Below are 11,833 nucleotides of genomic sequence, written 5' to 3' on the forward strand. Positions count from 1 at the left end.
GTTCATACGAGCCGACGCGGTCACACATCGTGCCTGGTGGCCATCGCACCGTCCTCATCCCGGTGCTGCTCCTGGAGCAGGGTGAGCGTGCAGGATTCCCCGGGCGCCACCGAGACCGTGCGGTCCGGCAGGACGAAGTCGATCGGTGATCGGTCGGATTCGGGCACGGTGATCTGCAGCTCCCCCGCGCGCAGCCGGAGCCGTACGCCCCAGTGGCCCTGGTAGCGGATCGCGAAGCCGTACTCCGACAGCTCGGGCAGCGGCACCGGGTCGAGCCGCAGCGCGCCGCCCCGGGTCTCGAGGCCGGTCAGTCCGCGTTGCACGAGATCGAGGGTGCCTGCCATGGCGCCGAGATGGATGCCCTCGCCGGTGGTTCCACCCTGCACATCGGCGATGTCCCCTGCCAGCGCCTCCTGGCAGAACGTCCATGCTTCCGCCCGCCGCACTCTCGCCAGCACCCAGCCGTGCACGAGGCTGCTGAGCGTCGAGCCGTGGCTGGTGCGTCGCAGGTAGTAGTCGACGGTGCGCTGCCAGATGGTGTCGTCGACCTCGTGGCCGAGCCGACGGAAGAGCGCTTGGAGCTCGGCCGGTGAAAAGAGATAACCGAGCATCAGCACGTCGGCCTGTTTCGATGCCTGGTAGCGATTGACCGTGTCGCCCTCGGCCTCCAGGATCCGGTCGAGGCGCCGGATGTCGCCGTAGCGGGCCCGGTAGTGCTCCCAGTCGAGTTCAGCGAGCTCGCCGTAGCCGTCGAACTGACTGATCACCCCGGCGTGGAAGGGGACGTGCAGCTTACGGGAGACCTCCTCCCACCTTGCGGGTTCGCCGTCGTCGAGCCCGATGCGCTCGGCCAATTCCCGGCGGCGCGGTGCCGGGAGAGAGTGCAGCACGTCGAGGGCGCGGGTGAGCACCCAGGCCGCGGTGACATTGGTGTACGTGTTGTCGACGAGGCCTGGTTCCTTCGCTTCGGGATAAGCGTCGTGGTACTCGTCCGGGCCGACGACTCCGCGGACCCGGTAGCGGCCGAGCGTCTCGTCGTACGCCGCTGCGTCGGCCCAGAACCGGGCGATCTGCAGCAGCATTTCGGCGCCCTTGGTGTGCAAGAAATCAGTGTCGCCGCTCGCCTCGCAGTACTGCCACACGTTGTACGCGATCGCCGATCCGACGTGGTGCTGGAGCCTGGAGTTGTCGGGCAGCCAACGGCCCGAGCGCGGGTTGAGGTGTAGCTGCTGGGTCTCCTCCCGGCCGTTGCTGCCGCTCTGCCAGGGGTACATCGCCCCGGCGCGTCCGGCGTCGCGGGCTGCGAAGCAAGCTCGTTCCAGACGCCGGTGGCGATAGCTGAGCAAAGCCCGGGAGACCTCGGGGAAGTGGAGGTTCAGATAGGGCAGGACAAACAGTTCGTCCCAGAAGACATGACCGCGGTAGGCCTCGCCGTGCAGTCCCCGGGCCGGAACTCCGACGTCGAGGTCCGCGGTGTGCGGGGAGAGCGTCTGCAGGACGTGGAAGAGGTGGAGCCGCAGGACCGGGCCAGAGCTGTTCGGCACGTCGAGTTCGGCGGTGCGCCACAGCTGGCGCCAGGCCGTGCGGTGCGAGGTCAGCAAGGCGTCGAAGTCAGGGGCACGGCTCACCCGGTCGACGGCGGCGTGCAGCGGGTCGCTGATCGCCCGGTCCCGGGAGGTGTGAAGGGAGGCCGTCTTGTCGACGGTGACGGTCCGGCCCGCGGCCAGGGGGAGGCGCAGGACGCAGGCAACCCGCAAGTCCTCGTGGCGGATGCTGGGCTCGGCCGGGACGTCGGCCACGGTGCGTGCGGCGAGGCCGACCCGGATGTCGGAGGCGCTGGTGCGGCAGCGGAGCCACATGGTGTCCGACGCGGAGGTCCCCGTGTGAACGTGGGTGACATGACAGCCGGCAAGCTGTCTGTAGCGCTCCACGCCGGTGTTGGCAACGGCACCGTCGAGGGCCGACTCGACCTCGATCTCCCCGGACCATCCCTCCGCGGTGAACTCGGTACGCAGCAAAGCCAGATGGGGGTGAGCCATGTGGACCAGGCGCAGCTGTCGCACCCGGAGGCGACGGCCGCCCTCGTCCTCGTACCGAAGCGTGCGCACCAGCGTGCCCGCGCGCAGGTCCAGCACCTGGTGATGGTCGAGGAGTCTGTGGGTGTCCGGAGACAGCCAACTCCCGGAGCCCGTACGGAAACGCAGGGGCAGCCAGTTGGGCAGATTGGCCATGTCCTCGTTCTCGACGCGCCGTCCCGACACGTCCGAGATCAGCCGGTTGTAGCAACCCGCCGCATACGTGCCCGGATAGTGGACGGAGTCCGCCGTGCACTCGGGGGCTGCGCCACGGGTCGCGAAGTAGCCGTTGCCGAGGGTGCACAGCGACTCGCGAAGGCGCTCCTCTGCCGGGTCGTAGCCTTCGTACTCCCAGGTCCAGTCGCGCATCGTCAACCCTTCTGGCAGTCGCTGTCGGTGAGGAGTTCCGCGAGGTCGCGGACCACCACATCCGCGCCGTGCTTGAGCAGTTCAGCACGCGTCTGTGGCGTGCGCGCCCGGTCCACGCCGACGACCAGGCCGAAGCCGCCGCGGCGCCCGGCCTCGACTCCGGCCAGAGCGTCCTCGACGACAGCGGTACGGGAGGCGGGGACACCAAGGCGGCGGGCCGCCTCCAGGAACAGCGCCGGGTCGGGTTTGCCGGGCAATTGCAGGCGTGCCGCTTCACCGCCGTCCACCAGGGCATCGAAGAGGTCCAGCACTCCCGCGTGTTCGATGAGTTCGCGGGCGTGCCGGGAGGCGGAGGCGGCGGCCAGGGGTACGCCGGCGGAGCGCAGGGCGTGCAGCAGCCGGACCGTGCCCTCGTAGGCGCTGACGCCGTGCTCCCGCAACCGTGAGGTGAACAACCGCTCCTTGGTCCCGGCGACGGCGTGCACCTCCGTGTCGGGCAGCCGCAGCCCCCGGGACTCCAGGAAGGCCGCGGCACCGTCCGTGCGCGACTTGCCGTCCACGTACCGCAGATAGTCCTCCCGCGCGTCGAAGGGACGCCGCTGGGCGGGATCGGCGGGCGGGTGATCGCGCAGGAAGGCGTCGAAGGCCGATTTCCAGGCGGCGGCATGCAACCGCGCGGAGTCGGTGATCACTCCGTCGGTGTCGAGGACCACGGCCGCCATACCCCGCAGCGCGCGGGGCATGGCTGTGTGGGGCTGTGTCGGATTCATGTGTCACCGGCCACGATGGCGGGGAGTCCGAGAAGCCGGTTGCTGTGGCCCCATTCATTGTCGTGCCGGCCCAAGACCTTCACCTTCTCGCTGTTCGCCCGGGTCAGGACGGAGTCGACGACGCACAGGGCGGGGTCCACGATGGCGGCGCGGCTGCTCGTCAAAACGATGTTCAGGGCGGCGGAGCGGGCGAGGCGCAGGCCCTCGTGGGGCCGCCGTCGATGAGGGCCTGGTCGTTGACGGCAAAGGCTCTCGCCGATGGACCGGGAGTCGATCGCCCAGACGCCCAGGGCGCTCATGTCGTCACGCCCGTTGCGGTACGACGGCCACGGGGCACATGGAGTGGTGCAGCACCGTGTGAGCGACCCGGCCGAGCTGGAGTCCGAAGTGCCCGTGCCGCCGATGGGCGCCGACGACCAGCAGATCTGCGGCGGCCGAGGCGTTCATGAGCACCATACGGGCGGGACCCTCCGCCGTTGCCCGGTGCACCTCCAAGGTAGGGTGGTCCGCTACGGCTTCGCGCAGCGCAGCTTCGAGGATCTCCGCGGCCTGGCTCTTGTGGTAACGGGCGGCGTCACCCGCGTCCCGAGCATGGTCGACCGCCTCATGCGCAGGGCAGCGCCACGCCCGGATCGCGTGCAGGACGGCCCGGCGCCTCTCCGCCTCGCGGAACGCGAAACGCACAGCGGCCGAGCCCCCCGGGGGTTCGTCGACGCCGAGGACGATCCGCCGGTGCTTGCCGCTCTGCGGGTCGTGGTTGCCACGAATGACGAACACCGGGCAGTCGGCGCGGGCAGCGATCGCCAGGCTGACCGAGCCGAGCATCACCTCGGCGAGTCCGCTGCGGCCGCGCGAGCCGGTGACGAGGGCGGAGGCATTGCGTCCCTCGCTCAGCAGGGCGCTCACCGTGTCCTCGGGCAGGATGTCCGTCTGGATCTTGAGGTCCGGATCGCGACGGCGGGCGCGTTCCGCGGCGGTACCGACGATGTTCTCGGCCATGACCCGCCCCGAGGGACGTCCCAGCTCCTGGGCGAGCGCGGCACCTTCGTACCGCTCCCACATCGACGCGTTCACCAGGCGCAGCGGTACACCGTGCAGGACTGCTTCGTCGGCCGCCCAGTCCACGGCCCGCAGGCTGGACTCGGAGCCGTCCACGCCTACGACGAGGGGCAGTTCCATGGTCCCCACCTTCTTCCTTCTCCTTCGGGGTTCGGGCTTCTCTCAGAGTTCGAAGACGATGCGGGCATCGGCCCGGCCGCGCAGCGCGCCGGGTCGCCCTTGCCGCATCGACTCCCAGGGGTGAGTCCTCGACATGGCGTCAGTCGTGTGGGACCACCGCAACGGGCGAGGTTGCGTGGTGGAGCACGGCATGGGTGACGGGCCCGATGTGGGCGCCGAGCGGCGAACGGCGAGTACGGCGAGTACGGCGACCGACAACGACCAGGGACGCGTCATGGGAGGCGTCCACCAGGTGGTGGGCGGGTTTGCCCGACCTCGACCGTTCGACCACCTCGACGGCCGGGAACTTCTGCCGCCAGGGGCGCAGCGTCTCGGCCAGGGAGTCCGCCTCCTGGGCAGCCAGTTGGGCGTTCATCCTCGGGTCGGCAGGAAGCCCGTATGCGAAGTGGGGCGGCAAGTTCCAGCCGTGGACGACGTGCAGGGCCGTGGCACTGCGCGCAGCCGCATCGAAAGCGAACTCGATCACCGAGTCGTCCGGGTGCTCGGTGTCGAGGCCCAGCACAACGGGCCGCGTCGCAGTAGGACGCGGCGCGCGCTCGTCCTCGGCCTTGTGCTCTGCCCGTACGAGGACGACGGGCCGCTGTGTGTGGGCCACGGTTGCCATCCCAACAGACCCGACCATGAATCCGGCGACGCTGCTCAGGCCACGGGAGCCGAGGACCAGCAGCTCGGCGCCCCGGGCCTCGTCGGCAAGGACGGTACCCGGACGGCCGGCGACCTGATCCGAAGTGATCTCCATGTCGGGATGACGGAGCCGCAACTCCTCGGCCGTGTCGCGGGGGATACGCTCCGCCCAGTGCTGCAGCGTCTCGCCGCCCAGGAGCGGAGCCTGAATGTAGCGCTCCGGTTCCCAGACGTAGACGAGCCGTAGCGGCAGACCTCGCAGCCGCGCTTCGCGGGCCGCCCATTCGGCGGCGGCCAGGCTCTCGTTCGAGCCGTCCACGCCGACGGTTACGGAGCGGGACATGATACGTACCTCCTGGACAGCGGGCGGATCTGTCGGACGACCCGCTTCCAGCGTCGTGGGCGGGACGGGCGTCTTGGAGGGGCCGCAGGTCCCCGGCCGGGGCCGACCGGCCCATACCTGGGCGGTCGGTGGCCGGGGACCGGCAGTCCCCTCTGCGGAAGGTGGCACAGGGGTCAGCGCAGCCAGCCGTTGCGGCGTACGAACGGCAGTCGCGCCCAGATCCGGCCGAGTCCCCAGGTCTCGCCCGCGGACGTCAGGGCGAGGGCCACAAGGGCGGCCGCATAGATGACGTGGTACTCCACGGCGGGGTTGGTTGACATGCTCGGCGAGCCGTCGGACAGGTGCTGGGCAGGCGGCCACTCCGCGAGCCACATCAGCGCCATCATCGCCGTGCCGGCGACTGCCGCCAGGCGCAGAGCGGTGCCGGTCAGCAGGGCGACACCGATACCGAGCAGGCCGAGCATGAACAGCCAGTCCGTCCAGGCGGCCCCTGCCCAGTCGTGGAACGTGGACTCCATGGGCCCGGCTGCGACGGAGCTCAGGAAGCCTTTGGTCGGCGAGCCGCCGTCGATCCAGCCCTTGCCGGACGGGGTGGCATACCCCCAGCCGAAGGTCTTGTCGAGGAAAGCCCACAGAAAGACGAAGCCGGTCAGGAGCCGCAGGGCCGCGATGGCGTAGGCCGACCGGGTCTGTGTTCCGGCCGTCGTCGCGGACGCGGTCCTGGTCCTGCGCCACGAGGGAAAGTGGAAGGCGGGGCGCTTGTGGGGGTGCTCGTGCACAGCCATGGTGGTGTTCCTTTCGGAGGATGCCGGGTCGGTGCCTGACATCGCTCACCGTCGTGGCACGGCGGCCCGCGCCGCCGCGGGCCGAAGGGCGGTACTGCTGGGGCTGAACGGCCCTGCTTCCGGGGCTCGTTGGGGTACGGAAGCGGATCATGGGACCGATCGGCCCTCGCGATTGCCCGGGGGCGGCGGGATGCTGAGGGGCCGCGACGAAAGGAGTCCCATGTCCCAGCGGACCAGTACGGGCGGCGCGAGGTGGCGCCTGGTGCCCGGGATGGCCGTACTCGTGGGATACGAGCGCTCCTGGCTGCGCGGGGACCTGCTGGCCGGCCTGACGGTGGCCGCGTATCTCGTGCCACAGGTCATGGCGTATGCGGGCGTGGCCGGGCTGCCGCCGGTCGCCGGGCTGTGGGCAATCCTTCCCGCACTGGTGCTGTACGCCGTGCTGGGCTCGTCGCGGCTGCTTTCGGTCGGCCCCGAGTCGACGACCGCTCTGATGACCGCCACGGTGGTCGGGCCGCTCGCCGCCGGGGATCCGGGCAGGTATGCCGTGCTGGCGGCCGCGCTCGCCGTCGCGGTCGGGCTGCTGTGCCTGGTGGCGTGGGCGGTACGGCTTGGTTTTGTGGCCGATCTGCTGTCGCGGCCGGTCCTGGTCGGCTATCTGGCCGGCGTGGCGCTCATCATGATCGTGGACCAGCTGCCCACGCTCACCGGCGTACCAACCGAGGGGTCCGGATTCTTCCCCCAGCTCGCCTCCTTCGTGCGGCATCTTCCTGAGATCCACGCGGCGACAGCGGTCTTTGCCACGGCCACGCTGATCTTTCTCTTCACCCTCTCGCGGTATGCCCGTGCCGTGCCCGCCCCGTTGCTGGCCCTGGTCCTCGGAACCGCCGTCGTGGCGGCTTTCGGCCTCGAGGACCACGGCATCGCGGTGATCGGCGAGGTCCCGGCAGGACTCCCGCGGCCCGATGTACCGGACCTGGGCGAGCTGCCGCACCTGCTGCTGCCCGCGCTCGGCGTTCTCCTCGTCGCCTACACCGATGTGATCCTCACGGGGCGGGCCTTCACGGCACGCGACGGCGGCCAACGGCTCGACGCCAACCAGGAGCTGCTGGCCCTGGGCGCGGCGAACTTCGGCGCCGGCGTACTGCACGGCTTCCCGGTGAGCAGCAGTGCCAGCCGTACCGCACTCGCCAAGTCGGCCGGCGGCCGCAGCCAGGCGTACTCGCTCGTCGCGTGCGGGGCCGTGCTGGCGGTGCTGCTCTTCCTCAGCCCGCTGCTGGCGGACACACCCACGACCGTGCTCGGCGCCCTGGTCGTCTATGCCGCCGTCCGCATGATCGACCTGGCCGGGTTCCGGCGGCTGGCCTCCTTCCGCCTCCGGGAACTGCTGCTGGCGCTCGGCTGCCTGGCGGGCGTGCTGGTCCTGAACATCCTGTACGGCGTGCTGGTGGCGGTCGGTCTCTCGGTGGCCGAGCTGCTGGCGCGGGTGGCACGGCCGCACGACGCCGTCGAGGGCCTGGTGCCCGGTGTGGCCGGGATGCACGACGTGGACGACTATCCGCAGGCCCGCACCATCCCCGGGCTGCTCGTCTACCGCTACGACTCGCCGCTGTTCTTCGCCAACGCCGAGGACTTCAGACGCCGCGCCCTGGCCTCTGTGGACGAGCAGAAAGGTCACGTGTCGTGGTTCGTCCTCAACACCGAGGCCAATGTGGAGGTGGACATCACCGCGCTGGACGCGGTCGAATCGCTGCGCAGCGAACTGACCCGTCGCGGCATCGTCTTCGCACTCGCCCGTGTGAAACAGGAGCTGCGCGAAAATCTGGACGCGTACGGGATGACCGAATCGGTCGGCCACGACCGGATCTTCCCCACGCTGCCGACCGCCGTGGCCGCATACCGGCAGTGGATCCGCGCACAGGGAAACAACCAGGCCGAGTGACCAACCGGCGAGCCGCGCCCGCCCCCGACGCCTCCTCTCCGACGAGTTCACGCCCCGCCTTTTGGCAGATGAGCCTCATGGCATGGGCTGCTCAGGCCGACCGGCCCTCGATGGCGGCGCGTCCCGCTTCGAGTCGGGCGACCGGGACTCGGAACGGGGAGCAGGAGACGTAATCGAGTCCGGCGTCGTGGAAGAAGTGGATGGAGTCCGGGTCCCCGCCGTGCTCGCCACATACACCGATCTTGAGGCCCGGGTGGGCTGCGCGGCCCTCTTCGACGGCTATACGGATGAGCCGGCCGACGCCGTCCCTGTCGAGCGTCTCGAAGGGCGATGTGGCAAATATTCCCTGGTCGAGGTAGGCGGGGAAGAAGGAGGCTTCCACGTCGTCCCGGGACAGGCCCCAGACGGTCTGGGTCAGGTCGTTGGTGCCGAAGGAGAAGAAGTCGGCGGCCTCGGCAATGCGGTCGGCGGTCAGCGCGGCGCGGGGCAGTTCGATCATCGTGCCGACCGGGCACCGCACAGCGATACCGGACGCGTCCGACACCTCGGCGAGGACACGCTCCGCGGCGGCCCGTACGATCCGCAGCTCCTCGGCCGTACCGACCAGCGGGACCATGATCTCGGCCCGCGGGTCGCCACCTGCCCGCGTTCGCTCCACGACGGCCTCGGCGATCGCTCGCACTTGCATCTGCACCAGGCCTGGGACAACGAGCCCGAGGCGCACGCCGCGCAGCCCGAGCATGGGGTTGCTCTCGTGCATGCGCGACACGGCCGCCAGCAGCCGCCTGTCGTGGTCCGTCGGGGCGGTGGCCACACGCACGGCGAGTTCGGTGCGATCCGGCAAGAACTCGTGCAGCGGCGGGTCGATGAGGCGGATCGTCACCGGCAGGCCGTCCATGGCGGCAAGGATTCCGGTGAAGTCGCTGCGCTGGAGCGGCAGTAGAGCATCCAACGCCGCGCGCTGCCCGGCCTCGTCCTCCGCAAGGATCATCGCCTCGACGAGGCTTCGGCGCTCGCCCAGGAACATGTGCTCGGTTCGGCACAGCCCGATGCCCTGGGCGCCGAAGCGCCGCGCACGGGCCGCGTCCTCGGGGGTGTCGGCGTTGGCTCGGACCTCAAGCCGGCGTACGGCATCGGCCCGTTCGAGGGTTCGGGCCACAGCGCTCGTCAGCGCCCCCTCCTGCTCGCCGGTCTGAAGGAAGCGCGCCACTGGTGATTCGGTCAGCGGCAGGCCGCCGAGGTGGACCGTGCCTGCCGTGCCGTCCACGGAGATCACCGTGCCTTCGGCGACCACGGTCCCGTCTGCCGCGGTGAACTGCCGTGCCCGGGTGTCCACCGCGAGTTCCTCGGCCCCGCACACGCAGACCTTGCCCATGCCCCGCGCGACCACGGCGGCGTGGCTGGTCTTGCCACCCCGGCTGGTCAGTACCGCCTCCGCCGCGACCATCCCCGGCAGGTCGTCGGGCGTGGTCTCGTTTCGTACGAGAATCGTCTTCTCCCCGGCCGCGGCGCGGCGCACGGCTTCGGTGGAGTCGAACACCACTGCTCCGACGGCCGCGCCCGGCGAGGCCGGGACACCGTGTGCCAGCGGCTGGCCGGTCGCGTCCTCGTCGAAGCGGGGGAACATCAGCCGGGCGAGCTGGTGCCCGCCGACCCGGGCGAGCGCTTCGTCCTCGCTGATAAGGCGCTCGTCGACGAGTTCGTGCGCGATACGCAGCGCAGCCTGGGCGGTGCGCTTTCCGACCCGGGTCTGGAGCATCCACAGCGTGCCGCGCTCGATGGTGAACTCGACGTCGCACAGGTCCCGGTAGTGGCGTTCCAGGGTCCGCAGGTGGTCGCCGAGCTGCAGATAGGAGGACGGGTCGAGGTGCTTGAGCTCCTGGAGGGGTACGGCGTTGCGGATGCCCGCGACGACGTCCTCCCCCTGCGCGTCGGTCAGGTAGTCGCCGTAGACGCCTCGTGCTCCGGTGGCCGGGTCGCGGGTGAAGGCGACGCCCGTGCCGGAATCGGGACCGAGGTTGCCGAACACCATCATCTGGATGTTGACGGCCGTGCCCAGGTCATCGGGAATGTGCTCACGCCTGCGGTAGAGGCGGGCGCGCTCCCCGTTCCAGGAACGGAAGACGGCACGGATCGCCTGGTAGAGCTGTTCGACCGGGTCCTGTGGGAACTCCTCACCGGTCGCCTCGCGGATCAGCGTCTTGAAGTCGTCGGCCAGCGAGGCGAGATCGTGCGCGTCCAGCCCGGTATCGCTTGCCACACCGCGATCCGCCCTGTGCCGGGCCAGGGCCTCCTCGAACAGCTCCGGGGCGACACCCAGCACCGTGCGGCCGAACATCTGCAGCAGCCGGCGGTAGGAGTCCCAGGCGAACCGCTCCTGTCCGGTGGCCTTGGCGAGTCCGCGTACCGATGCGTCGCTCAGACCGATGTCGAGGATCGTCTCCATCATGCCGGGCATCGAGAACCTGCTGCCCGAACGCACGGACAGCAACAGCGGGTTGTCGCTCTTGCCCAGCTGCCGGCCGACGCGCCGCTCCAGATCCGCGAGTGCCCGGGCGACCTGTACCCCGAGTTCCACCGGTTCCTCGCCGGCGGCCAGGTACTCGCGGCATGCCTGCGTGGTGACGGTGAACCCCGGGGGCACGGGCAGCCCCAGCCGGGTCATCTCGGCCAGGTTGGCGCCCTTGCCGCCGAGCAGGTCCGCCATTTCACGGCTGCCCTCGCCGAATCCGTACACGTACTGCCTCATGGGGCTCGGCCTCCTGCTGGGGGTCTCAGACGTGCGGGACGACGGCCACGGGGCAGCCGACGTGGTGCAGCACCGCATGGGCGACGGGGCCGACGTGGATGCCCAGGTGCCCGGTGCGGATCCGGCGCCCGACGACGACGAGGCCCGCCCCGCTCGAGGCGCGCGTCAGCTCGGAGGCCGCCCGGCCTTCGGTGACGGTCCCGGTGACAGTGATCTCGGGGAACTTCTCCCGCCACGGGTGCAGCGCCGCACTCACGGCGTGTTCGTGCTCGGCGAGCAGTTCCGGGCCGGGCGTCGGGACGAGTTGGCCGATGACGGCATACGGCGGCGGGGCGCTGAAGGTGTGGATCACGCGCAGCGCGGCAGCACGGTGCTGTGCGACGTCGAAGGCGAACTCGATCAGTTCGTCGCACGGGCTACTGGTGTCGAGGCCGAGGACAATGTTCCGGTAGGAGGTCTTGACCGAGTCCCGGTCCGGAGAGGCTCCCTCCGGGGCCGGGAACTGTTCGTCGGCCGCTTCCTCACCGGCGCGTACGAGGACCACGGGGCGCACCGCCCGCGCGACGACCGCCTGGGACACCGAGCCGACCAGGAACCCTGGGACGCTGCTGAGTCCCCGGGACCCGAGTACCAGCATCTCGGCCTGCTCGGCCGCCGTGAGCAGGGCGGTGACCGGCGATTCGGCCACCGACTCGTCGGTGAGGTGCAGCGTGGGGTGCGCGGCACGCACGCTGTCGCTCGCCTGGCTGAGGGTCCGGTGCGCCCAGTAGCGCTGGGTCGTGCCGGCGGGTACGTAGACGGGCGGACGCGGCTGCCACTGCCAGGCGTGCACCAGCCGCAGCGACAGGCCGCGGCGCAGGGCCTCACGGGCCGCCCAGTGCGCCGCGGCGAGGCTCTCGGGGGATCCGTCGATTCCGGCGACGACGTGTCGATGCAT

At 70.6% G+C, this 11,833-nt stretch carries 9 protein-coding genes; 1 reads left to right on the top strand and 8 read right to left on the bottom strand.

What is annotated here, in order from left to right:
- Nucleotides 1-20: 20 nt before the first annotated feature.
- The 6 genes from FBY35_RS01525 to FBY35_RS01550 all read right to left on the bottom strand — a co-directional run bounded on the left by FBY35_RS01525 (nucleotide 21) and on the right by FBY35_RS01550 (nucleotide 6,205).
- Entirely contained in the window at nucleotides 21-2,444 is a 2,424-nt protein-coding gene (locus FBY35_RS01525; RefSeq protein WP_142212044.1) for a glycoside hydrolase family 65 protein, read from the bottom strand.
- Between the two features lie 2 nt (nucleotides 2,445-2,446).
- A complete protein-coding gene (locus FBY35_RS01530; protein WP_142212045.1) occupies nucleotides 2,447-3,214 on the bottom strand; it encodes an HAD family phosphatase in 768 nt (255 codons plus the stop codon).
- A complete protein-coding gene (locus FBY35_RS01535; RefSeq protein ID WP_142212046.1) occupies nucleotides 3,211-3,513 on the bottom strand; it encodes a hypothetical protein in 303 nt (100 codons plus the stop codon). The genes FBY35_RS01530 and FBY35_RS01535 overlap by 4 nt, the downstream gene beginning before the upstream one ends.
- Nucleotides 3,514-3,517: 4 nt before the next feature.
- On the bottom strand, nucleotides 3,518-4,393 hold the full coding sequence (locus tag FBY35_RS01540) for a universal stress protein (protein ID WP_142212047.1): 876 nt from the start codon (nucleotides 4,391-4,393) through the stop codon (nucleotides 3,518-3,520).
- Nucleotides 4,394-4,532: 139 nt separating this feature from the next.
- Nucleotides 4,533-5,420 (bottom strand): universal stress protein, encoded by an 888-nt coding sequence (locus tag FBY35_RS01545; RefSeq protein WP_142212048.1) that lies wholly within the window; start codon nucleotides 5,418-5,420, stop codon nucleotides 4,533-4,535.
- Between the two features lie 173 nt (nucleotides 5,421-5,593).
- Nucleotides 5,594-6,205, bottom strand: a complete 612-nt coding sequence (locus FBY35_RS01550; RefSeq protein ID WP_142212049.1) for a DoxX family membrane protein — start codon at nucleotides 6,203-6,205, stop codon at nucleotides 5,594-5,596.
- 220 nt (nucleotides 6,206-6,425) lie between these two features.
- Here FBY35_RS01550 and FBY35_RS01555 point away from each other — a divergent pair, with 220 nt between their 5' ends.
- Nucleotides 6,426-8,147 (top strand): SulP family inorganic anion transporter, encoded by a 1,722-nt coding sequence (locus FBY35_RS01555; protein ID WP_142212050.1) that lies wholly within the window; start codon nucleotides 6,426-6,428, stop codon nucleotides 8,145-8,147.
- 91 nt (nucleotides 8,148-8,238) lie between these two features.
- Here FBY35_RS01555 and ppdK read toward each other — a convergent pair whose 3' ends face one another.
- Together ppdK and FBY35_RS01565 are read right to left on the bottom strand one after the other, a co-directional pair.
- Nucleotides 8,239-10,896: a pyruvate, phosphate dikinase gene (gene ppdK, locus FBY35_RS01560; RefSeq protein WP_142212051.1), complete on the bottom strand. Its 2,658-nt coding sequence runs from the start codon at nucleotides 10,894-10,896 to the stop codon at nucleotides 8,239-8,241.
- 25 nt (nucleotides 10,897-10,921) lie between these two features.
- Nucleotides 10,922-11,833 carry a universal stress protein gene (locus FBY35_RS01565; protein ID WP_142212052.1) on the bottom strand — a complete coding sequence of 304 codons (912 nt, stop codon included), beginning with the start codon at nucleotides 11,831-11,833 and terminating at the stop codon, nucleotides 10,922-10,924.

Origin of the sequence: Streptomyces sp. SLBN-118, from assembly GCF_006715635.1 — a bacterium.
In the GTDB taxonomy this organism is placed as follows: domain Bacteria; phylum Actinomycetota; class Actinomycetes; order Streptomycetales; family Streptomycetaceae; genus Streptomyces.

Excerpts from the sequence above, each read along its gene's own strand:
- FBY35_RS01530 (WP_142212045.1), bottom strand. The coding sequence starts at position 3,214 with ATGAATCCGACACAGCCCCACACAGCCATGCCCCGCGCGCTGCGGGGT.
- ppdK (WP_142212051.1), bottom strand. The coding sequence starts at position 10,896 with ATGAGGCAGTACGTGTACGGATTCGGCGAGGGCAGCCGTGAAATGGCG.
- FBY35_RS01550 (WP_142212049.1), bottom strand. The coding sequence starts at position 6,205 with ATGGCTGTGCACGAGCACCCCCACAAGCGCCCCGCCTTCCACTTTCCC.
- FBY35_RS01535 (WP_142212046.1), bottom strand. The coding sequence starts at position 3,513 with ATGAGCGCCCTGGGCGTCTGGGCGATCGACTCCCGGTCCATCGGCGAG.
- FBY35_RS01565 (WP_142212052.1), bottom strand. The coding sequence starts at position 11,833 with ATGCATCGACACGTCGTCGCCGGAATCGACGGATCCCCCGAGAGCCTC.
- FBY35_RS01545 (WP_142212048.1), bottom strand. The coding sequence starts at position 5,420 with ATGTCCCGCTCCGTAACCGTCGGCGTGGACGGCTCGAACGAGAGCCTG.
- FBY35_RS01525 (WP_142212044.1), bottom strand. The coding sequence starts at position 2,444 with ATGCGCGACTGGACCTGGGAGTACGAAGGCTACGACCCGGCAGAGGAG.
- FBY35_RS01555 (WP_142212050.1), top strand. The coding sequence starts at position 6,426 with ATGTCCCAGCGGACCAGTACGGGCGGCGCGAGGTGGCGCCTGGTGCCC.
- FBY35_RS01540 (WP_142212047.1), bottom strand. The coding sequence starts at position 4,393 with ATGGAACTGCCCCTCGTCGTAGGCGTGGACGGCTCCGAGTCCAGCCTG.